Source organism: Enterobacter mori, from assembly GCF_025244905.1.
Classification (GTDB): Bacteria; Pseudomonadota; Gammaproteobacteria; order Enterobacterales; family Enterobacteriaceae; genus Enterobacter; species Enterobacter mori_A.
In genome coordinates this window covers 4,046,324-4,067,110 of the sequence record NZ_CP104285.1, presented here as the reverse complement: position 1 = coordinate 4,067,110, position 20,787 = coordinate 4,046,324, and the positions used below count along the sequence as shown (strand labels likewise).

Genomic DNA, 20,787 nt, shown 5'->3' with positions numbered 1-20,787 from the left:
ATAGTTCACCGTCTACGCTTTTGAACATTATTAAATCTAAAAATCATTTGTTCAATAGCGGAGCGATGATGACCCCACTTCTCGACGCGCGGAATATCAGCAAGCAGTTCTCAGGCGTGCCGGTCTTAAAAGGCATTGATTTCACGCTGCTTGCGGGGCAGGTGCATGCGCTGATGGGCGGTAACGGCGCGGGAAAATCGACGCTAATGAAGATCATCGCTGGGGTGGAAACGCCGGATAGCGGTGAACTTTCGGTCGCGGGCGAGTCTTTTGCACGGCTTACCCCGGCGCAGGCGCACCGGTTAGGCATTTATCTGGTGCCGCAGGAGCCTCTGCTTTTCCCCAACCTGACCGTGCGGGAAAACATCCTGTTCCGCCTGCCGCGCGAGCGCGATCGGGAAAAACGCCTGACGGAGAAACTCCAGCAGCTGCAATGTCAGCTTAATCTTGACGCAACGGCCAGCACCCTGGAAGTGGCGGACCAGCAGATGGTTGAGATCCTGCGCGGGCTGATGCGCAACGCCAGAATTTTGATCCTCGACGAGCCCACGGCCTCGCTGACGCCCGGCGAAACCGAACGGCTGTTTCGCCAGATCCGCGCCTTACAGGCGTTCGGCGTCGGGATTGTCTTTATCTCGCATAAGCTGCCGGAAATCCGCACGCTGTCGAGCCACGTTTCGGTGATGCGCGACGGCGCGGTAGTGCTCAGCGGCGAAACCGCCCAGTTTGACGACAGCGCCCTGATCGCCGCCATGACGCCGATAAGCCGTGAGAAAGGCTTAAGCGATGCGCAAAAGCTGTGGCTGGCGCTGCCGGGCAACCGCCGCACCCAGCCGAAGGATTTCCCGGTGCTGCGCGTGGAAGATCTCACCGGAGAGGGCTTTATCGATCTCAGCCTGGAGATTTACGCCGGGGAGATCGTCGGCCTTGCCGGACTGGTCGGATCCGGGCGCACCGAGTTTGCCGAAACGCTCTACGGCCTGCGTCCCGTACGCGGCGGGCGGGTGTGGCTCGAAAGTCACGAGATCACCGCCGATCCGGTAAGTTCACGTCTGGAAAAAGGGCTGGTCTATCTGCCGGAAGACAGGCAGGTGTCCGGCCTGTTCCTCGACGCGCCGATCCGCTGGAACACCGTGGCGCTGAACGAGCCGTCTCTCTGGCAGCAGCGCAGGCGGGAGTCCGCGGTGGTGGAACGCTATCACCGGGCGCTGGGGATCAAGCTCAACCATGCGGATCAAACCGTGCGCACGCTCTCCGGCGGCAACCAGCAGAAGGTGCTGCTGGCGCGCTGTCTGGAGGCCAATCCATTATTGCTGATCGTCGATGAGCCGACGCGCGGCGTGGACGTGTCGGCGCGTGCCGATATCTACCAGCTCATTAAAAGCGTGGCGGCGCAGAATGTTGCGGTGCTGATGATCTCAAGCGATCTCGATGAATTCCCCGGCCTCGCGGACCGCGTGCTGGTGATGCATCAGGGCGTACTCAGCGGCGAGCTGCCGCGCCATGCCGTCAGTCTCGACAGGATGATGGCGCTGGCGTTCGGAGGGCAATCATGAAGACCTTACTGAAAAACCGCGAGCTGAGCGCGTTTCTCGCCATTCTGGCGCTGTTCGCCGTGCTGGTGGCGCTGAATCCGTCCTACCTGAGTCTGCAGACGCTGGGGATGATCTTCGCCAGCGCGCAGATCCTGATCCTGCTGGCGATCGGCGCGGCGCTGGTGATGCTGACCCGCAATATTGATGTGTCCGTGGGCTCAACCGTCGGGCTGTCCGCCATTGCCGTCGGCGTGGCGCTTAATAGCGGCTACAGCCTGCCCGTTTCCATTCTCTTCGCGCTGTCCATCGGCGCGCTGGCCGGGGCGTTCAACGGCGTGCTGGTGGTGGGGCTGCGCATCCCTGCGATTGTCGCCACCCTCGGCACGCTGGGGCTTTACCGCGGGGCGATGCTGCTCTGGACCGGCGGAAAGTGGATTGAGGGGCTGCCGCCGGGACTGAAATCTCTCTCTGAGCCTGCCGCCGTCGGCATTTCGCCGCTCGGCATGGTGGTGTTGATCATCGCGGCCACCGGCGCGTGGACGCTGTCGCGCACCGCGTTCGGGCGTGATTTCTACGCGGTGGGGGATAACCTCGCCGCCGCGCGACAGCTGGGCGTGGCGGTGAACCGCACCCGCATGATTGCCTTTACCCTGAACGGCATGCTGGCGGCCTGCGCCGGGATCGTCTTTGCCGCGCAGATTGGCTTTGTGCCCAACCAGACCGGCAGCGGGCTGGAGATGAAGGCTATCGCCGCCTGCGTCCTCGGGGGGATCTCGCTTTTGGGTGGCACCGGCACGCTGATCGGTGCTCTGCTTGGGGCTTTCTTCCTCACCCAAATCGATACCGTGCTGGTGCTGTTCAGGCTCCCGGCGTGGTGGAACGACTTTATCGCCGGGCTGGTGCTGCTGGGCGTGCTGGTACTTGACGGACGCCTGCGTCAGGCGCTTTCAAGGCATCAGCGGGCGCTGAAGTACGGCCGTTTCCAGCCGGGTAACAAAGGGGGAAAGCACGTCACCCCGTTTCCCAAACGCAAAAAAGAGGTGGCGTAAATGAGGCTTAACTGGGAAAGCGCGCTGCTGATTTTACTGGTGCTGGAGATCCTGCTCTTTGGCGCCATCAATCCGCGCATGCTTGATATCAACATGCTGCTGTTCAGCACCAGCGATTTTATCTGCATCGGCATTGTGGCGCTGCCGCTGACGCTGGTGATTATCAGCGGCGGGATCGACATCTCCCTCGGCTCCACCATTGGGCTGTGCGCGATTGCGCTGGGGGTGATGATGCAGGCCGGGTGGCCGATGGCACTCGCCGTTCCATTGACGCTGCTGCTCGGCCTGCTGTGCGGGCTTTTGAACGCGGCGCTGATCCACTACACCGGCATCAGCCCGCTGGTGATCACCCTCGGCACGCTTTACCTCTACGGCGGCGGGGCGCTGCTGCTCTCCGGCATGGCGGGGGCGACGGGCTATGAGGGCATCGGCGGCTTCCCGGACAGCTTTACCGCCTTCGCTAACCTCACGGTGCTGGGGCTGCCGATCCCGCTGGTGCTGTTCGCGGTAATTACCGTCTTCTTCTGGCTGATGACCCACCGCGGGCGCTTTGGCCGGCATCTGTTTTTGATTGGGCAAAACCCGCGCGCGGCGCGCTATGCGGCGCTGTCGGTCAACGGCATGCCGTATGCGCTGTACGGCCTGGTGGGCGTGGCCTCGGCGATTGCCGCGCTGGTGATGGTCTCCTATTTCGGCTCGGCGCGTTCGGATCTGGGGCGCGATTTACTGATGCCTGCGCTGACCGCCGCGGTGCTGGGCGGCGCGAATATCTACGGTGGTTCAGGTTCGGTTATCGGTACGGCACTGGCGGCGCTGCTGGTGGGGTATCTGCAACAGGGTTTACAGATGGTCGGCATCCCCAACCAGGTGTCGAGCGCGCTGTCAGGGGCGCTGTTGGTTGCGGTGGTGATGGGACGTTCGCTGAGTCTGCACCGTGAATGGGTGCGGTCTCTCTTTAGAAAACACTCCGGAGCGTAAGATGAAAACAAAACTGTTCGTCCTGGCAATGGCCCTCAGCTTCGCCTCGGCGCAGGCGGCGGACCGCATTGCCTTTATTCCAAAGCTGGTGGGCGTGGGCTTCTTCACCAGCGGCGGCAACGGCGCGAAAGAGGCGGGGAAAGATCTCGGCGTGGACGTCACCTACGACGGTCCGACCGAGCCGAGCGTCTCCGGCCAGGTGCAGCTCATCAATAACTTCGTCAACCAGGGCTATAACGCCATTATCGTCTCCGCCGTGTCGCCGGACGGCCTCTGTCCGGCGCTGAAGCGGGCGATGCAGCGCGGCGTCAAGGTCCTGACCTGGGATTCCGACACTAAGCCGGAGTGCCGCAGCATCTACATCAACCAGGGGACGCCGGAACAGTTGGGCGGCCTGCTGGTGGAGATGGCGGGTAAACAGGTCACCAAACCGAACGCTAAAGTGGCGTTTTTCTACTCCAGCCCCACCGTTACCGACCAGAACCAGTGGGTAAAAGAGGCGAAGGCCAAAATCGAGAAAGATCATCCGCAGTGGCAGGTCGTCACCACCCAGTTTGGCTATAACGACGCCACCAAATCTCTGCAAACCGCCGAGGGGATCTTAAAAGCGTATCCGGATCTGGATGCGATTATCGCCCCGGACGCCAACGCGCTGCCGGCGGCGGCGCAGGCGGCGGAAAACCTGAAGCGGGAAGGGGTGGCGATTGTCGGGTTCAGCACGCCGAACGTGATGCGCCCGTACGTTGAGCGCGGCACGGTGAAGGCCTTCGGTCTGTGGGACGTGGTGCAACAGGGCAAAATTGCGGTCAATGTCGCCGATCGCCTGCTGAAAAAAGGCGATCTTAACGTCGGCGACAGCGTGGACGTGAAAGATATCGGGACGCTGAAGGTCGAGCCGAACAGCGTGCAGGGCTACCAGTATGAGGCGAAGGGCAACGGCATCGTGCTGCTGCCGGAGCGCGTGGTGTTCACCAAAGAGAACATCAGCAAATACGATTTCTGACGGGGGAGCAAATGGCTGATTTAGACGACATCAAAGACGGCAAGGATTTTGGCATCGGCACGCCGCAGCAGAATGTGCCTTACACCCTGAAGGGCTGCGGCTCGCTGGACTGGGGCATGCAGTCCAGGCTGGCGCGCATCTTCAACCCGCAGAGCAACCGCACGGTGATGCTGGCCTTTGACCACGGCTACTTTCAGGGGCCGACCACCGGCCTTGAGCGTATCGATCTCTCCATCGCGCCGCTGTTTGGTGAAACCGACGTGCTGATGTGCACCCGCGGCATTCTCCGAAGTCAGGTGCCCGCCGCGACGAACAGGCCGGTAGTGCTGCGCGCCTCCGGCGGTAACTCAATCCTGGGCGAGCTCTCGAACGAGTGCGTGGCGGTGGCGATGGAGGACGCGCTGCGCCTGAACGTCTCCGCGGTCGCGGCGCAGGTCTACATCGGAAGCCCGTTTGAGCACCAGTCGATCAACAACATCATCAAGCTGGTCGACGCAGGCGCACGTTACGGGATGCCCGTGCTGGCGGTGACGGGCGTCGGCAAGGAGATGGCGCGTGACGCGCGCTACTTCTCGCTGGCCAGCCGCATCGCCGCCGAGATGGGGGCGCAGTTCGTCAAAACCTACTACGTGGACGAGGGCTTTGAAAAAGTGACCGCCAGCTGCCCGGTGCCGATCGTCATCGCCGGGGGCAAAAAGCTGCCGGAGCTCGAGGCGCTGGAGATGTGCTGGCGGGCGATTGATCAGGGGGCGTCCGGCGTGGACATGGGACGCAATATCTTCCAGTCCAGCGCGCCGCTCGCCATGCTGAAAGCGGTGAAAAAAGTGGTTCACGAGAACGTGAGCGCCCGGGAGGCGTTCCAGTTCTGGCAGGACGAGAAACAGGGAGAAGCAAAATGAATGTGACGCTGGTTGAAATCAACATCAAGCCCGAGCGGGTGGACGAGTTTCTGGAGGTGTTTCGCGCCAACCATGAGGGAGCAATCAAGGAGCCGGGGAACCTGCGCTTTGACGTATTGCAGGACCCGAGGGTGAAAACCCGCTTCTTTATCTACGAGGCCTATAAGGACGAAGAGGCGGTGCTGGCGCATAAGCAAACGCCGCACTATCTGGCGTGTGTGGATAAGCTCGAGGAGCTGATGTCGGAGCCGCGCAAAAAACGCAGTTTTGTGGGATTGTTGCCCGAGTAGCGGCTTTGCCCGGTGGCGCTAACGCTTACCGGGCCTACGGGTACTGGGGTGTGTTGATTTTGTAGGCCGGGTAAGCGCAGCGCCACCCGGCGTTGTTCAGGCCAGCTCCAGCAGCTTCACCTGCGCCGTTGCCCCCGGCATCAACTGCTGCAAATTGTTGACCAGCTCTTGCCCTGCCTCTTCCAGTGCCGCAAGCGGCATCGACGGCAGGCTTTCAAGGATAAACCACATCGATTGCGCCTGGCTGTCCAGGCGGGTCCGTATCCCCTGTCGCCAGTTCCAGCGGCGGCAGGTGACGCCGAGGTCGTCACGCCAGATGACCTCGCCCGGTTCAGGATGTTCCACCACCGGCTCTCCCTCTTTAAAGGTATCAAACGGCTCGCTGCCGTCGGCCAGGGTCAGGCGCGGCGCGCCCGAGTACGCCTTGAGATTTTCCCCACCCACCGGAATGGCATAGCGAATGCTCACCGCGTTATAGATATCCACGACCGGATCCAGCGACGGCAGTGAACCGTCTTTCAGTACCCGCTTGCGCAGGGCCGCGGCCGAGCAGGGCGTGCGTTTCGGTTTAGCGCCGAAGGCTTTGAATACGTTATCCCAGTCCGAAAGGTGTGCATCAGCCCACGGCACATCATCATTTAACATCTGCTGGCAGGCCTGCGCCAGCGCGGCGGGCGCAACCTCCGGGCAGGTAATCGGCGTGGCTTCAACCAGAATGCTCAAAGCCCGAAAGCCGGGCGCAATGTCGGCAAGTCGCGAATCTATTGACGGCGTTACGAGAGACATAAATAATCCTGTATTGACTGTTTTATACCATGGTAGTGACCAATGACTGATAAAGTCAATATAATGACTTCTCAGGGTGCCGATGTTGCCCAGGTGAGCCTGGCCGTGGCGAACCGCATCCGCAACTGGCGGAAAGAGAAAAAGCTGTCGCTGGACGAGCTGTCCCGCCGAGCCAGCGTCAGCAAAGGCATGCTGGTGGAGATCGAAAAGGGCGCAGCCAACCCCAGCATCGCCATTTTGTGCAAGCTGGCCGCCGCACTCGGCATCTCCGTGGCGGATATCGTTAACGTCTCCAGCGAGCCGCTGGTGCACATTATCGAAGAAGCGGCGATCCCGGTTCTGTGGCAGGGCGCACAGGGTGGTTACGCCAGGCTTCTGGCGGGCACCGCGGGCCCGGACATGATTGAGCTGTGGCAGTGGGAGATGCATCCGGGAGAGTATTTCACCTCGACAGGGCATCCTGCGGGAACCTTTGAGCTGCTGCACGTGAACGAAGGCGTATTGACGCTGACGGTGGACGAGACGGTTACGCAGGTGAATGCTGGCGCGTCTGCGGTGGCGAAAACCGAAGCGGCGCACGGCTATGCGAACGAAGGGGAGAGCGTGCTTCGCTTCACTATGACGGTGGCGGAGTTTCACCGTTAGTGTCGGGTTTGTGGGTTCCTCGATGCAGCGTCTGAACCATCATGGGCAACACCCGCCCGGCGTCATTGAGGGTTTGCCAGCGTATCTCACAGCGCGGTGCGCGACGGCACCAGTCGGTTTTTCGTTGGCTGAAGGGAGCAACAACACCAGCGTTAACAACGGGCTTGCCGTTGATGACGGTCTGGAAAAGCGTCACGTAATACGAGGTAGGATTCGTCGCGATTAATCCATCATCAGAGTAAGACCAGCGTATTTCGCGATAGGCACGATCGGGGGTTCCTTTTAATCCCTCCGGGCGATAGAGCAGCTTAAACGCCGAACGTACCGCTATCTGCACATCGCGACTGCCCTCATGGGCTGACGGAATACTGGCGATGGCCAGCGTAAAGAGCGATTCGCGATCGGCTGGCAGGTCAGCCTCTGCCTGCAGCAGGCGGATAATATGTTCATGTCCGGGTTTTATGGCAAACAGCGGTGGTATAACCACCAGCGAACGGCTCGCAGACCCGGGCGCTTCTGCGCCAGGCCATTTTCCACCGGGAGAGATTCGGACAGTAACAAGGTAAGGTATGTCCGACTTGTTGCGCACCGAGACGGTGGTTGATTTATCATTCTGCTGAATGATAAACCGGGTTCCACCGACAACTACGCCTGCATGTCCCTGCGCGTTGACCAGCAACACAATCATCAGTGAAATTGCGAGTTTGTTCGCTGACATGACAAATTTATGCATAAGTCAAAACAAAGGTTGCTGCCGCGTTTGCGGTACCTGGGGTGACGGTATCTGTGACGGCGAGATAGCGGGCAAAGAAAACGAGCTCGGCGGTCGTTTGATTTCCGGTAAGCACAAAGGGTAGGCTCTCTCCGCTCAGCGGCAGCGGGGATTTATCGGTGTTGAAAAGGCCGATTGCGACACCAGTGGCGCTATCTTGCGCCTCGGTAAGCGCCAAAAGCGCGTTGTCCAGTCCGTCAGGTGTTCCTTCGAAACGGGTGGTAATGGTGTTAAGCCCCGCCCCGCACTGCTCGACGTTAATCGTGAACCGCTCATACGGCGTCTCATTCTTTGCCTTCTCAAGCTGGGTGGCATTAGCCTGCGTCATGGTAACGACCAGATGTTCTGAGTCGGGGGAAATGACGCACGTTTTGTTTTTTATCGTTCCCGTAATATAAATCGTTCCGTCATGCGACCTTGCTTCGGCCAGCGGGAACAGTGTCAGAGATACGCTAAGTAAAGCTAATCTGATGAAGGGTTTCACGCGGGGCCTCACTGATACAGCAGATCGAAATACATCACCGCCGTGGCTTCGCCTGATGTGACGGTGGGCAAGGTGGATTTGTAGCGTAAAAAGAAGGTCAACAGATTGTCCCCCGGCGCGAGCGGATAGTGGGCAGATTCGGTGTTGTTAATAGCGATGGGCGTGAGAGTGCTATCCAGAAGCTCTACGCCCAGACCGGTCGCCATGGTTGAGAGGTGGCCTTTACCGGTATCTGAAAGCGCCAGCAGAGAGGGATTGTCCCGATCCGCCTGTCCGGTAAACCACACCTGAGTATCGGTAATCGCAGCGGTGCACCCTTTGAGACTGATATCGAATTTTTTCGGGTTAGTGGTGGAGCCCGGTACGGGAAAATCGTCTGCGGAAAACTCGCCCATGTCGACAGTCTGCTCCACGCTTTGCGTATCGACATTGCAGGATTCACCGACAATGGTACCGAAAACGTGAAGGTTATAACTGCTGTCAGCCATGACGAACGGGGTGAATAACAGGGCTGTCAGATACAGCCCTTTTTTCCAGGGAAAATTCATCATTTATCCTCAGGCGAAATCAATGCGTAGCAGTGCCAGAGCGGTGAAAACACCCAGCTCGGGAGAAAGACCCGTGGTGCTGATTGGATACGCTTGCAGCGTCACGTTCGCTTTTCCAGAGATATCCGTCTCGAAGGGCGCGTTACTTGAAAAGACGTTTGGCGTAAGGGGCGTGCCGTCCTCACGGGTGATGACGACCCCCACGTCCGGATTGTCCGTAGCCAGCGCCTGTGAATAACGGCTGTCCGCCGTGCCCGTTAAGCGCAGCGTTAACTGTGCGGGAGATTCAACGTCCCCATTGCATTCGACCGGAACGTTAAAGGTTTTCGGACGGACATTATCGGGCATCTGGCCTGCCTGCCTGAAATCACCGTGGTAGAGTTTACCCAGATCCACCGTGACGGTTTGCCCGGCGTTGATGACGCAGTTTTGCGGAACGCTAATTACCCCGCTGTAGATGATTTTATAAACAATTGTGTTAACCGGTTCATGATCCGTTGTGGTGATATAGACGTTAAACATGAGCCTTGAGGGGATCACGACGGTGCCGATAAAGGGTTTTACAATTTGCAGCCTGAACACAAGATGACTGTCGTTGACGGGGAATACCCCTCCCGTATCGACTTCGTCATGGCCGCCCATATGCACATATTCAACTGGCGGATAGAAATCGCCGATGGTGGCATCATGAATTTTCATGGCCCCAATGATGTAATCCGGATCAAGCTGCAGATACTTCCATTCGCCTTCGGTTTTGATGACGGGATACGGGCTCAGGTAAGTACGATAGGTTCGTTTGTCCCAGTCCCCCGCCGGACATCTGGCACCGATATTAACATCCTGACTTTTCTCTAATTCTGTACCGCTACCGGGGCGATTCTGATCGGTCGTGAGTGTAGTGGTCAGGTCGTAGTTAACGATGGAAATGCTGCCATTGGCGTTAACGCAGGTTTTGGCGATGCCATTACCGCTAAATGCCAGCCCCGCTACGCTGATTAACACTATCCATAGCTTCATTTATAAACACTCCATTTTCAGCCGTACCAGCGGCGCTTTACTTTCCGGTAGTTGATATCTCGCCGTGCACTGCCGGTTTGCGCCTTCTCCCCATTGAATATTCAGCGTTCCTGTTGGGTTCAGGCCGGACAGATAGGTCTCACCCTCTTCACCGACAATCGTGTTGCTGCCACCGTCGTCGCGGGTCACCATGGCGCCGAAAGGAACGGGTTTTCCACGATAGAGCAGGGTCATTAAGGCGCGCGTTCCGGGGCGCGCTTTGAACGTCGCGCGGACAACGGCACCTCGTGTCGGCACAACGTGCGTCACCGCATCGTCAATATCCACGTCGTCGGCCAGCGAGTTGGTATCCAGTGCCATGCGATTGAGGCGATAGGACGAGGCGTAGGGAACAACGGCATAACCGCGCCAGTCAGTATGGATGCCGGGTTCATTTTCAATCTTGACCTCTTTTGCTCCTGGCGCAGCAATGAGTACGTTGGTATCGCCCAGAGGCTGGCTCAGGGTGATACCGTTGCGGTGCGCGATAACGCCGCCATTTAACCCGTAATTGACCTGCTGATAGTCCCCGTTTTGGCTATAGTTATACCCGACGCTGGCATTGCCGTATGCGCTGTCGTATTCCATGCTGCTCGCCCCCTGAGCGTGCGAGCCATGGCGGGTATAGCCTTGCTGCACGCTGTAGCTGAGGTTGTTGTCCTCCAGCAGCGTGCCGTTTACGCCTGCGTTCTGGGACGTGTCACCCTGTTTGTTCGTGCTCAGGCTATAGGTTGCATAGGCATAATTATGTTTTTGTCCCACTTCATTCTGTGGGGATAACCACTGGCTTAATGGCAGCGATATATTCAGCGCGTAGATTTCATCACTTCCCGTCATGCCGGGGGCCTTATTGTAGTTATAGGAGAGGCTCCAGGAGACGTCTGCCCAGGTTCCGCTGTATCCAATCTGCAATAGCGTATTTTTCTCATCCGTGTGCCAGTAGCTTTGCTGGCTACCGGTAACATAAACAGAGCCTGAACCAGGCAATTGCTGAGAGAGATTGAACTGCACCTTGCCGCGTTTGGTGTAGTAAAGGTTGTAGTAATCCATCCAGAGGGTTTGCGCGTTATCCTCCTCCTGAGCGTCGCCTTTATAGCCCCGCATTTGTCTGTAGGCGGTTTCATCCAGGGTGTAAAACCCGGAGGTGGAGTAGCGATAGCCCAGCAGCTGAAAGTTTGTGCCAATGGCGTTTAAGGATTTCGCGTACAAAAAACGAATGGACTGTCCGGAGTGACTGCTATCATCGGCGAGGAGGCTTTTTGCGTGCGTCACGTCAACAGAGAGGGCTCCCGCCTCGCCCATGTTCAGCCCTGCGCCCAATGCGGCGGCAGTGTAGTTCCGGGTCAATTGCGATCCGCCGTACGCGGTAAGACCGTGAGGAAGCCCCCAGATCAGGGAGCCCTGAATAAACTCAACGTCATCCTGCTGGCTACCGCTGCTACGGTATTCAGCCGCCGTCAGGGCGTATTTTAGTCGCCCTTCGCGCTGCAAAATAGGCACTGCGGAATAGGGCACGGAGTAGCTATTGATGCTGCCGTCTGCCTCTTTGACTTCGACCATCAAGTCACCGCTGGATGAGGTGGGGAAAAGGTCGTTGATCGCGAATGCGCCGGGCGGCACGTAGCTTTGATAAATGACGTAGCCGTTCTGCCTGATGGTTACCTGGGCATGACTTTTCGCGATACCGCGAATGGTTGGCGCAAAGCCCTTCATGCTGTCCGGCAGCATATTGTCATCAGAGGCAATTTGCGCACCGCGGAAGGGCAGGCTGTCAAAGACATCTGAGGGGGTATAGCTGTCTCCCAGCGTTAGCCTTCCCTGAAGGGGGACGACCGTACGCTCCGCATAAGTGCTGATATGCTGCCAGCTATCGCTTTTGCTCTGAGCGCTGCTGGAATGGTTCCAGGAAGCATTGTCACGCAAACGCCACGGGCCGATATTTAACCCGCTGTTAAGGCCGAGAAAAGCGTTATTGCTGATCCCATTATCGGTTCCGCGATCGCGACTGCGCGATCCGGAAAAATTATAATTAAGCAGGAGCGCGTTAATCCCCTCATCCCACTGGTCGGGAGGAATATAGCCTCGCGCATTGTTTCTCATGGCAACCTGGGGGATGCTGATATCCAGTCTGAGCTTTTCAAAATCAAACGTGGTGCTGGCATCTGGAATGGCACCCGCCACATCAATACAGTTATCTTTTTGAGCCGATGCCTGTAAAGAGAGAGCCTGTAGGTTGACCCCCATATTCTCAAGAGATTTCGCCGACAGGCAGGCGACAAGGCCAGTGTCATCCGTCGATTTTGCCGGGGCACTGTCTTCCACTTTCCGGGCATCGAAGGTGATATCGCGTGTAGCGATAAAGTGCTCATTTAGCCATATATCCACGCGGTAGACGCCAGGCGCCTGACCGTTAGTGGAAAAACGCGACAGATCGGCAACCGCTGAAGGATCGCCTGACAAGAAGGCGGGATTGAAAAAATACTCAGCGCGCGCTTCGGTAAGTGCGAGGAGTGCCGTAACGGCTACTGCCACGGGCGTCAGCGAGGTTAAATAGGCTGTGTCTGGAGCCGGTGAATCGTTACGCTTCATCTACTTTTCCTGCTATCCATGGCAAGGCACTTTTTGTCTGCTTGCATAACGTGCAGACCGTGTTTTCCAGTCTGCTATCAAGAGCACGTTTGTGCGGGCGTATTAGCACCAAAATCATTCACCGTCTGGAACCTGACGCGCCCGGCACCGCCGCCTGGAACAGGCAAGGTAAGGGTGTTGAAGGGGGCCACCATCGAATTTGGCAGTTGTGTATCACCGACGAAAAACTGCACAAGCGAAACGTAATAGGGGGACGGATTTTTAATGGACACTTTGCCGTTGGCTGTCTGGCAGGAGAGTGTTTTGGGCGCATCGGCGGAGAGAGACGCCAATTTTTTCGGACGGACAAACAGTTTTATTACGCTTTGCGTGGCAATCTGTAGCGTGTTCCCATTCAGCTTACTTTTATCAATAGAGGGGATTGCTTTACTGTTAAGATAAAATACGCTTTCACGATCGGTGGGCAGATCAGGCCCCGCATACATAATACGTAACGTATTTTCTTTTTTAGGGTGTATAACAAACAGCGGTGGAGTAATAATAAAATCAGAAGATTTTACACCCTCAGCATTGGCCACCCAAGTCTGAATCAGGAATGTATTATTACTTGACGAGTTAATAACTGGTAGTGATGCCTGTTTATCACCCTGAGGATAAATGACACGAGTGGCTCCCAGGGCGATGCCGCCGGCATTTGCATCAGGTGTTATACCTACTGTAAGCGTAAACGTTGCGGCCATGAATAAGCCAGCACGTAATTGATTAATCATGAATCCTTTCATTATCTCTTTATTCTCTCTATGAGACGACTGTCTGCATTTTATTGATAGATGACGTTAAACCAGATCTGCGCATCGGCGGTTCCCGCCTGGACGTGAGGAGCTGTCGACCGATATTTCGCGATGAATCGCAGCACGTTCTCACCCCCTCGCAGGGGAGCTTTCCAGAGGGGCGTGGTACCCGGAACGAGCAGATGACCTGCCGCATCAAAAATACCTATCCCAATACCCTTCGCGGCCCCTGCACCCTTGCCGGCATGAAAGATCTGGGGATCTTTTAACGCCGTCTCTCCGTAAAACAGCACGCCGGCATGTTGGCTTACGCTGGCATCACACTCTTCAAGTTTGATTTGAAAAGGCGTCGGCATAGCCCAGTCCCCGGTCGAGATGAACTGGCTGCTACGTACCTGACCCATGTGAACGACCAGATCCTGGCTGTCGGTGCTCACGGTACAGGCGGCATTAACGACCTGACCCATAAAGGTGACCTGCCCATCTTCACTCGCCAAAGCATGCCCTGAAGCACACGCTATCAGGCCCAGAGCGAGTAATACGTATTGAGTGGCATGCTTCATCATTCGCTAAATTCCCGTTGAACGCGTAACACCTCTCCGTCAGAGAGATGTTACAGACGTTAGCGAATCAGGAGTAAACCATCTGGAATGTTGCCGTGGATGAGACGTTACCGGGTGTTGCGGCTCCCGTCGCGATGTAGTCCACGCTGAGAGGAATGATATTTTCGCCGTTGATGAGTTTTGTGGAGGAGGAGGTTTCACCCAGCTTCAGCGTGTTGCCATCTGGTCCAAACAGCTGCAGAGCAACGTTGGTGGCGGCGCCTGCGCCTGCAGTATTCGCCAGGGAGCCCACATGAGCGGCATCCTGTTGACCGTTAAAGATAACCGCAGCGTTTTGGCTGACGGTCGTGTCGCAATCTTCCAGCACGATGCTGAAATCTTCTTTTTGATTTGCCTGCATACCGGCTGCGGTCAGTTTGACAGTGCGGACCTGGCTCAGAATGACGGTCTGATCGACGGAATCAGCCGCAACGGAACACGCGGCGTTAACCACCTGACCGACGAAGTTCACCGTACCGCCGGAGACGGTTACGGTATCAGCCTGAGCGTTCATTGCCAGCCCGCCCAATAACGCTGCAGTCACAGCCATACCCAACAATTGCTTTTTCATAGAAATCCTTTTTTAAAACAAAAATTAACGTTAATAATATCTGGAATACCAGAAGGGCCTTGCTATACATCCAAAAATATCAACAGTAAAAATATTATATTAGACATTTTGATATCGTAATTTATAGTTTAATATTTACATGGTAGAAATGTACCGAAGGTAATGCAATCGATTTGTTCGGTGTTTTTTATTAGAACTTCTTAATTTATGATTAAAATAATCTTAATCTATGGGAACCTATTTGCCGGAGTTATATTAATTTATTTGAATGTATAATATGTGAAATCGGTGATATCAGTCGCGAGACATACGAATACCGTTTGAATAACTATTATCAGTGCCTGATTTATTTACGGTTGTGGTAAATGTTGCCGTAATCATTATTTTATTACGTTAAGAAATAACAGGAGCCCCCACTAAACAGGGGGCTCATTATTATGCCTCTTCCACGCTGACGCGCAGGGCTGCCAGCGCTTTACGTGCCGCTTTCAGCACCTGCTCACACTGCTCAATCGTCAGCGTCAGCGGTGGCTCAATGCGGATGGTTTTAGAGTTGTTGAGCGTCCCGGCCACCAGCACCCGCTGGCGGAACATCTCGCTCGCGAAGCTGTAGCCGATTTCGTTGTCCACAAACTCGATTGCCATGAGCATCCCTTTGCCGCGCGCTTCTTGCACAAGGTCCGGGTATTCCCGGCCCAGTTGGCGGAAGCCGTCCAGCAGCATGTCGCCTTTCTGCTCCGCCTGCGCAGGCAGGTTTTGCTCCAGCAGCACGTTGATGGTCGCCAGCGCCGCCGCACAGGCCAGCGGGTTGCCGCCAAAGGTGGTGGTATGCAGGAACGGGTTGTCGAACAGCACCGAGAACACCTCTTCCGTCGCCACCGTCGCGCCTATTGGCATCACGCCGCCGCCGAGCGCCTTCGCCAGACACAGAATGTCCGGCTGCACGTTCTCGTGCTCGCAGGCAAACATCTTGCCGGTGCGCCCCATCCCGGTCTGGACTTCGTCGAGGATCAGCAGCGCGCCAAACTCATCGCACAGCTGACGCACGGCGGGTAGATAGCCCTGCGGCGGCAGGATCACGCCGCCTTCACCCTGAATAGGCTCCAGGATCACCGCTGCCACATCGTCGCCGGTTTTACGGCATTCACTCAGCACGGTACGCATGGCATTAATGTCACCGAACGGCACGTGGCGGAAGCCCGGCAGCAGCGGCATAAACGGTTTGCGGAAGGTGGATTTGGCGGTCGCCGACAGTGCACCCAGGGATTTCCCGTGGAACGCGCCGCTGGTGGCGATAAAGGTGAATTTCCCGCGCGGCGACTGGTACGCTTTGGCGAGCTTAATCGCCGCTTCGACCGATTCCGTGCCGCTGTTGCTAAAGAAGCTGTACTTCAGTTTGCCGGGCGTTAAGGCCGCCAGCGTTTTCGCGAGCATGGCGCGAAGCGGGTCGAGCAGTTCCTGACTATGGAGAGGTTGTTTCGCAAGTTGATTCTGTACGGCGGAAACCACAACTGGATTACGGTGCCCCACGTTGAAAATACCAAAACCACCCAGGCAATCGATAAATTCCTGTCCCTGGGTGTCGACAAGCGTGTTCAGACTTCCCGCTTGCCACTCTACGGCTCCGTAATCCCCGCCGGCGGTAACAGATTTGCGATACTCCAGAAAACCAGGATTCACATGCTCTTTAAAGTAATCGATGACCTCTCGGTTAAGTTGTTTCATCTCCTCATGATCAAGCGTTCGCTTCTCAATGAGATTCAGTGCGTGCGCGGTGCAGGCAAGAGCCGAGGCGCTGGAAGGTAACCTGTTCAAAATGTGCTCCCGGGGATCGCGTATCACATGATACTGCGTTAATTATTGCAGGGATTACGCCACTTCAGCGGACTTAACGAAAATCGGGATAAACACCAGGTTAAAATAATATTGCGCAATATTTAATCATGCCGATACCAGCCTGACGGGATGAAGGAGAGAGGGGAGAAAGCGATGGATGGGGTCAATTGCACCGACGTGGTGCGTAAGATGCCACTTAAGTGGGCGTTAATAGATCATGCTTTGCGGGTAATTCCTCTACGAAAGTATTTCAAATCAATCGATTAGAAAAGCATACAGAAAGTGCGGTTTACCCTAAATTTGCGATCTCGATCGGATTTAACAACTAAAGATAAATTTGTAACCGCCGAAAAAACAATAAACCACAAAATTAACACTCGAATAACCTGCAAGGAATGCCCGCCATGTCTTCTCCATCCTTTGTCACCCAGAATGAATTCCCTCTGGATAGTGACACCACTCTTATGTCGACCACCGATCTCCAGAGCTACATGACCCATGCCAACGACACCTTTGTGCAGGTAAGTGGCTATACGCTCCAGGAACTGATGGGACAGCCGCACAACATGGTGCGTCACCCCGACATGCCGAAAGCGGCCTTCGCCGACATGTGGTACACGCTGCAACAGGGGGAACCGTGGAGCGGGATTGTCAAAAACCGCCGCAAAAACGGCGACCACTACTGGGTGCGAGCGAACGCCGTACCGATGGTGCGCCACGGGAAAATGACCGGCTATATGTCGATCCGCACAAAAGCGACGGCTGAAGAGATTGCGGCCGTGGAGCCTTTATATAAGGCGCTCAATGAAGGCCGTTGTAAAAAACGTATCCATAAAGGGCTGGTGGTGCGCAAAGGCTGGCTCGGGAAGTTAGCGGCTATGCCGCTGCGCTGGCGGGTTCGTAGCGTAATGGCGGCGCTGTTTGCGGTAATGGCTACCACGCTGGCGTTAACCTCTGCAGGTTGGCCATCGCTAGTGGCTGCTGCCGTCGTGATGGTCGTCGGGACGATGCTGTTCGAGCAGCAGATTGTCCGACCGGTGGAAAATGTCACGCGTCAGGCGCTGAAGGTCGCGACCGGTGAGCGTAATAGCGTGCAGCACCTGAACCGCAGCGACGAGCTGGGGCTGACGCTGCGCGCGATCGGACAGCTGGGGCTGATGTGTCGCTGGTTAATCAATGATGTATCAAGCCAGGTGGTGAGCGTGCGCGATGGCAGCGATAAGCTGGCGCAGGGGAATGACGATCTCAACGACCGTACGCGCCAAACCGTCACCAATGTGCAGCAGACTGTGGCGACGATGAATCAGATGGCCGCCTCGGTACAAAGCAACTCTGAAACCGCTGCCGAAGTCGATAAGCTCTCCGTGGCGGCCAGCAACGCGGCGACCAAAGGCGGAAATGCGATGCAGACGGTGGTGAAAACCATGGATGATATTGCTGACAGCACCCAGCGGATTGGCTCGATCACCTCGCTTATCAATGACATCGCTTTCCAGACCAATATTCTGGCGCTGAACGCGGCAGTGGAAGCGGCACGAGCAGGCGAACAGGGTAAAGGCTTTGCGGTCGTGGCCGGTGAGGTTCGCCACCTCGCCAGCCGCAGCGCCAGTGCGGCCAACGATATCCGTAAGCTGATTGACGCCAGCGCCAGCAAGGTACAGTCCGGCTCCGATCAGGTTCACGCGGCAGGCCGCACTATGGATGACATTGTTGAGCAGGTGAAAAACGTCACGCAGCTTATTGCCCAGATTAGCCACGCCACGTCTGAACAGGCTAGTGGGCTGTCCGAGTTAACCCGGGCCGTTGCCGAACTGGACAGTATCACGCAGAAAAATGCGGACCTGGTAGAGGAGAGCGCGCAGATCTCCGCCATGGTGAAGCACCGTGCGGGACGTCTCAAAGATGCCGTGACCGTGCTCCATTGAGTCAGTAATGTTCCAGAAAAGCCGTTTATGCCACCAGGTATAAACGGCGTTTTAATGTGATTATTTTTAATGTTTATTGTTAATGTAATATTAAATAACTAAAAAATCCGTTCAGTTATTTATGCCTGCCTAAGTCAGTTTTCCCCGATGCTATTTCAGAAATGCCCTCTCCGGTGGTTAAGCAACGATCGATGCGCCAAAATTAATAGACAGTACCTATCCATTGTGATGGTTATGAAATAAAAAAACGATCAAAGTCATAAAGTTAGCGCGTTCGTTACCGATAACAGCGATCGTCTGAGAAATAATCACATCGATGGAGTAAATATGTTCTTACATGACGTAAAGATCGGCACGAAATTATTTCTGGCGTTCGGGTTCTTTATTGTTCTGATGATCGTCAGTGCGAGTGTCTCATTGCTGAGCCTGAATCGGGCGAACAACGGGATGCAGACTATCATTACCCAGGATTATCCAACCACGGTAAAAGCCAACCAGCTAATCGACAACTTCCAGGAATTTATAAGCACGCAGCAGCTTATGCTGCTGGACGAGCAGGGCACCTACACGGGGCAATCTCAGCAGCGTCTGAAAGAGATCAGCGAGCACATTACGGTGCTCCTGGGCGAGCTGAACAACGCGTTGCAGGATCAGAAGTCTCAGCAGGTACTGGCGGATATCCGCAGCGTGCGCCAGCAATATCTGGACTCGCGCTACCGCATTTTGCAGGCGGTGCAGAACAACAACCGTGCGGGCGCTATCCAGGAGATGATGACCAACACCCTCACCGTGCAGCAGGCTTACAAAGCGAAGGTGCAGGCGCTGATCGCCATCCAAAACAATGAGATGCAGAGCGCGGGCGCGCAGGTGGACGGTGATTTCCGAACCAACCGCATGCTGCTGCTCCTGATCACGCTCTTCAGCGTGGCGGCGGGCAGCCTGATCGGCTGGTTTATCGTGCGCTCCATTACCCGTCCGCTGGGCGAAGCGGTGAGCTTTGCTGAAGCCATTGCCGATGGCGATCTGACCGGCAGCATTACGTCTCACGGTAAAGACGAAACCGGCCTCTTGTTGTATGCGCTGATGGAGATGAAAACCCGTCTGCTGGAGATTGTGCAGCAGGTGCAAACCGGCTCGGAAAACATCTCCAGCGCCGCCGCGCAGATTGTTGCAGGTAACCAGGATCTGGCCGCGCGCACCGAAGAGCAGGCCAGTTCCGTCGAGCAGACGGCTGCTTCGATGGAGCAGATCACCGCAACGGTGAAAAACACCGCATCGCACACCGGGGAAGCGACCAACCTCTCTGCCGATGCCGCCACGGTGGTCAAAAACAATGGTGAGATGATGAAACAGGTGACCAGCAAAATGCGCCTGATTAACGAAACATCCAACCGGATGTCCGACATTATCGACCTGATCGACGCCATTGCTTTCCAGACCAATATTCTGGCGCTTAACGCAGCGGTCGAGGCGGCACGTGCGGGAGAGCACGGTCGTGGCTTTGCGGTGGTTGCGGGCGAAGTGCGCCAGCTGGCACAGAAGAGCGCCTCTTCGGCGAGTGAAATCCGCCAGCTGATTGAAAGCTCCACCAGCCAGACCCAGGACGGGATGAACCTGGTCGAAAAAGCCAGCGGGCTGATCAACGGGATGGTCGGCAACGTGGAGGAGATGGACGTGATTCTGCGTGAGATCCGTCAGGCCAGCCATGAGCAGACGGAAGGCATCTCGCAGATCAACAGCGCGATTGGCCTGATTGACGCCACCACCCAGCAGAACTCCGCGCTGGTGGAGGAGTCCGTTGCGGCGGCGGCCTCGCTGAACGAGCAGGCGATGCACCTGAAAGAGCTGGTAAAAGTGTTCCGCGTGAGCGAACGCGCGCTGGCTTAATCCAGCTGGGAGATCTCCAGCGCCGCGCGGTCGATCACCCCGACGATCTGCTTGAGCTGCGCGTCGCTGAGTTCTCCCTGATTCACCTTCAGGTCTAACACCGCTTTGAAGTTATCCAGCGCCCGCTTCATCTGCGGGTTTTTGCGCAGCTGGAAGCCGACGCTGCGCGCTTTGATGCGCACCTGGATCTGTTCCAGCTGTTCCCGGTTTTCATCCAGCCAGTTTTGTCCTTCAGCGGTTATCGCAATTTTCTTGCGGCCGTTCTCTTCTTCCGTAATGGTGATAAACGTCTGATCCTGCAGATAATCCAGGGTTGGGTAGATCACGCCCGGGCTCGGTGTGTAGTTCCCCTGCGTCAGGTTCTCGATCTCTTTGATCAGCTCATAACCGTGGCTGGCATTGCGGGTCAGGATATCCAGGATCACCAGCCGTAGATCGCCGTGGCCGAAAAAGCGCGGTCGGCGTCCGCCGCCATCATGTTCGTGTCGCATAGTGACTCTCTCAATTTGATATATCTAAACTATATCTTAGATATATTCAG

The 20,787-nt window shown here is 56.3% G+C and carries 20 protein-coding genes; 9 read left to right on the top strand and 11 right to left on the bottom strand.

Annotated elements, in window-relative coordinates:
- Window positions 1-68 precede the first annotated feature (68 nt).
- The 6 genes from lsrA to lsrG are packed head-to-tail and all read left to right on the top strand — an operon-like array spanning window position 69 to window position 5,754.
- Window positions 69-1,556 carry an autoinducer 2 ABC transporter ATP-binding protein LsrA gene (gene lsrA, locus N2K86_RS19195; RefSeq protein ID WP_260661731.1) on the top strand — a complete coding sequence of 496 codons (1,488 nt, stop codon included), beginning with the start codon at window positions 69-71 and terminating at the stop codon, window positions 1,554-1,556.
- Window positions 1,553-2,584: an autoinducer 2 ABC transporter permease LsrC gene (gene lsrC, locus N2K86_RS19190; RefSeq protein WP_260659647.1), complete on the top strand. Its 1,032-nt coding sequence runs from the start codon at window positions 1,553-1,555 to the stop codon at window positions 2,582-2,584. The genes lsrA and lsrC overlap by 4 nt, the downstream gene beginning before the upstream one ends.
- Window positions 2,585-3,562: an autoinducer 2 ABC transporter permease LsrD gene (lsrD, locus tag N2K86_RS19185; RefSeq protein ID WP_260659646.1), complete on the top strand. Its 978-nt coding sequence runs from the start codon at window positions 2,585-2,587 to the stop codon at window positions 3,560-3,562.
- 1 nt (window position 3,563) lies between these two features.
- A complete protein-coding gene (lsrB, locus tag N2K86_RS19180) occupies window positions 3,564-4,565 on the top strand; it encodes an autoinducer 2 ABC transporter substrate-binding protein LsrB (RefSeq protein ID WP_260659645.1) in 1,002 nt (333 codons plus the stop codon).
- A gap of 11 nt (window positions 4,566-4,576) precedes the next feature.
- Window positions 4,577-5,464: a 3-hydroxy-5-phosphonooxypentane-2,4-dione thiolase gene (gene lsrF, locus N2K86_RS19175; protein ID WP_260659644.1), complete on the top strand. Its 888-nt coding sequence runs from the start codon at window positions 4,577-4,579 to the stop codon at window positions 5,462-5,464.
- The gene (lsrG, locus tag N2K86_RS19170) at window positions 5,461-5,754 is read left to right on the top strand and encodes a (4S)-4-hydroxy-5-phosphonooxypentane-2,3-dione isomerase (protein ID WP_003862606.1); all 294 of its coding nucleotides are present in this window, start codon (window positions 5,461-5,463) and stop codon (window positions 5,752-5,754) included. Before lsrF ends, lsrG begins: the two co-directional genes overlap by 4 nt.
- 96 nt (window positions 5,755-5,850) lie before the next feature.
- Here lsrG and N2K86_RS19165 read toward each other — a convergent pair whose 3' ends face one another.
- Entirely contained in the window at window positions 5,851-6,540 is a 690-nt protein-coding gene (locus tag N2K86_RS19165; protein WP_260659643.1) for a B3/B4 domain-containing protein, read from the bottom strand.
- A gap of 42 nt (window positions 6,541-6,582) precedes the next feature.
- Between N2K86_RS19165 and N2K86_RS19160 the strand changes: the two genes are divergently transcribed.
- On the top strand, window positions 6,583-7,185 hold the full coding sequence (locus N2K86_RS19160) for a helix-turn-helix domain-containing protein (protein ID WP_260659642.1): 603 nt from the start codon (window positions 6,583-6,585) through the stop codon (window positions 7,183-7,185).
- Here the strand turns inward: N2K86_RS19160 and N2K86_RS19155 are convergent.
- The 9 genes from N2K86_RS19155 to ygjG all read right to left on the bottom strand — a co-directional run bounded on the left by N2K86_RS19155 (window position 7,157) and on the right by ygjG (window position 16,413).
- Window positions 7,157-7,903 carry a fimbria/pilus periplasmic chaperone gene (locus tag N2K86_RS19155; RefSeq protein WP_260659641.1) on the bottom strand — a complete coding sequence of 249 codons (747 nt, stop codon included), beginning with the start codon at window positions 7,901-7,903 and terminating at the stop codon, window positions 7,157-7,159. The genes N2K86_RS19160 and N2K86_RS19155 overlap by 29 nt on opposite strands.
- 7 nt (window positions 7,904-7,910) lie before the next feature.
- Window positions 7,911-8,441 carry a fimbrial protein gene (locus N2K86_RS19150; protein WP_260659640.1) on the bottom strand — a complete coding sequence of 177 codons (531 nt, stop codon included), beginning with the start codon at window positions 8,439-8,441 and terminating at the stop codon, window positions 7,911-7,913.
- Window positions 8,442-8,449: 8 nt separating this feature from the next.
- The gene (locus N2K86_RS19145; RefSeq protein ID WP_407065288.1) at window positions 8,450-8,989 is read right to left on the bottom strand and encodes a fimbrial protein; all 540 of its coding nucleotides are present in this window, start codon (window positions 8,987-8,989) and stop codon (window positions 8,450-8,452) included.
- 9 nt (window positions 8,990-8,998) lie between these two features.
- The gene (locus N2K86_RS19140; RefSeq protein ID WP_260659638.1) at window positions 8,999-10,006 is read right to left on the bottom strand and encodes a fimbrial protein; all 1,008 of its coding nucleotides are present in this window, start codon (window positions 10,004-10,006) and stop codon (window positions 8,999-9,001) included.
- Window positions 10,007-12,634, bottom strand: a complete 2,628-nt coding sequence (locus N2K86_RS19135) for a fimbrial biogenesis usher protein (RefSeq protein ID WP_260659637.1) — start codon at window positions 12,632-12,634, stop codon at window positions 10,007-10,009.
- 77 nt (window positions 12,635-12,711) lie between these two features.
- Window positions 12,712-13,374 carry a fimbria/pilus periplasmic chaperone gene (locus tag N2K86_RS19130; RefSeq protein ID WP_260661730.1) on the bottom strand — a complete coding sequence of 221 codons (663 nt, stop codon included), beginning with the start codon at window positions 13,372-13,374 and terminating at the stop codon, window positions 12,712-12,714.
- A gap of 80 nt (window positions 13,375-13,454) precedes the next feature.
- Complete coding sequence (locus N2K86_RS19125; RefSeq protein ID WP_260659636.1) at window positions 13,455-13,991, bottom strand: fimbrial protein; 537 nt, start codon at window positions 13,989-13,991, stop codon at window positions 13,455-13,457.
- Window positions 13,992-14,055: 64 nt separating this feature from the next.
- Complete coding sequence (locus N2K86_RS19120) at window positions 14,056-14,598, bottom strand: fimbrial protein BcfA (protein WP_260659635.1); 543 nt, start codon at window positions 14,596-14,598, stop codon at window positions 14,056-14,058.
- 435 nt (window positions 14,599-15,033) lie between these two features.
- Entirely contained in the window at window positions 15,034-16,413 is a 1,380-nt protein-coding gene (gene ygjG, locus N2K86_RS19115) for a putrescine aminotransferase (RefSeq protein ID WP_042715413.1), read from the bottom strand.
- Window positions 16,414-16,838: 425 nt separating this feature from the next.
- Here ygjG and N2K86_RS19110 point away from each other — a divergent pair, with 425 nt between their 5' ends.
- Both N2K86_RS19110 and N2K86_RS19105 read left to right on the top strand, forming a co-directional pair.
- Entirely contained in the window at window positions 16,839-18,359 is a 1,521-nt protein-coding gene (locus N2K86_RS19110) for a methyl-accepting chemotaxis protein (RefSeq protein ID WP_260659634.1), read from the top strand.
- A 327-nt stretch (window positions 18,360-18,686) separates the two neighbouring features.
- A complete protein-coding gene (locus tag N2K86_RS19105; RefSeq protein ID WP_260659633.1) occupies window positions 18,687-20,246 on the top strand; it encodes a methyl-accepting chemotaxis protein in 1,560 nt (519 codons plus the stop codon).
- Here the strand turns inward: N2K86_RS19105 and N2K86_RS19100 are convergent.
- Entirely contained in the window at window positions 20,243-20,737 is a 495-nt protein-coding gene (locus N2K86_RS19100) for a PadR family transcriptional regulator (RefSeq protein ID WP_260659632.1), read from the bottom strand. The genes N2K86_RS19105 and N2K86_RS19100 overlap by 4 nt on opposite strands.
- Between the last annotated feature and the right edge of the window lie 50 nt (window positions 20,738-20,787).

Bases quoted from the DNA above. Each gene is read 5' to 3' on its own strand.
- lsrA (WP_260661731.1), top strand. From the start codon at position 69: ATGACCCCACTTCTCGACGCGCGGAATATCAGCAAGCAGTTCTCAGGC.
- lsrC (WP_260659647.1), top strand. From the start codon at position 1,553: ATGAAGACCTTACTGAAAAACCGCGAGCTGAGCGCGTTTCTCGCCATT.
- lsrD (WP_260659646.1), top strand. From the start codon at position 2,585: ATGAGGCTTAACTGGGAAAGCGCGCTGCTGATTTTACTGGTGCTGGAG.
- lsrB (WP_260659645.1), top strand. From the start codon at position 3,564: ATGAAAACAAAACTGTTCGTCCTGGCAATGGCCCTCAGCTTCGCCTCG.
- lsrF (WP_260659644.1), top strand. From the start codon at position 4,577: ATGGCTGATTTAGACGACATCAAAGACGGCAAGGATTTTGGCATCGGC.
- lsrG (WP_003862606.1), top strand. From the start codon at position 5,461: ATGAATGTGACGCTGGTTGAAATCAACATCAAGCCCGAGCGGGTGGAC.
- N2K86_RS19165 (WP_260659643.1), bottom strand. From the start codon at position 6,540: ATGTCTCTCGTAACGCCGTCAATAGATTCGCGACTTGCCGACATTGCG.
- N2K86_RS19160 (WP_260659642.1), top strand. From the start codon at position 6,583: ATGACTGATAAAGTCAATATAATGACTTCTCAGGGTGCCGATGTTGCC.
- N2K86_RS19155 (WP_260659641.1), bottom strand. From the start codon at position 7,903: ATGTCAGCGAACAAACTCGCAATTTCACTGATGATTGTGTTGCTGGTC.
- N2K86_RS19145 (WP_407065288.1), bottom strand. From the start codon at position 8,989: ATGAATTTTCCCTGGAAAAAAGGGCTGTATCTGACAGCCCTGTTATTC.
- N2K86_RS19140 (WP_260659638.1), bottom strand. From the start codon at position 10,006: ATGAAGCTATGGATAGTGTTAATCAGCGTAGCGGGGCTGGCATTTAGC.
- N2K86_RS19135 (WP_260659637.1), bottom strand. From the start codon at position 12,634: ATGAAGCGTAACGATTCACCGGCTCCAGACACAGCCTATTTAACCTCG.
- N2K86_RS19130 (WP_260661730.1), bottom strand. From the start codon at position 13,374: ATGGCCGCAACGTTTACGCTTACAGTAGGTATAACACCTGATGCAAAT.
- N2K86_RS19125 (WP_260659636.1), bottom strand. From the start codon at position 13,991: ATGATGAAGCATGCCACTCAATACGTATTACTCGCTCTGGGCCTGATA.
- N2K86_RS19120 (WP_260659635.1), bottom strand. From the start codon at position 14,598: ATGAAAAAGCAATTGTTGGGTATGGCTGTGACTGCAGCGTTATTGGGC.
- N2K86_RS19110 (WP_260659634.1), top strand. From the start codon at position 16,839: ATGTCTTCTCCATCCTTTGTCACCCAGAATGAATTCCCTCTGGATAGT.
- N2K86_RS19105 (WP_260659633.1), top strand. From the start codon at position 18,687: ATGTTCTTACATGACGTAAAGATCGGCACGAAATTATTTCTGGCGTTC.
- N2K86_RS19100 (WP_260659632.1), bottom strand. From the start codon at position 20,737: ATGCGACACGAACATGATGGCGGCGGACGCCGACCGCGCTTTTTCGGC.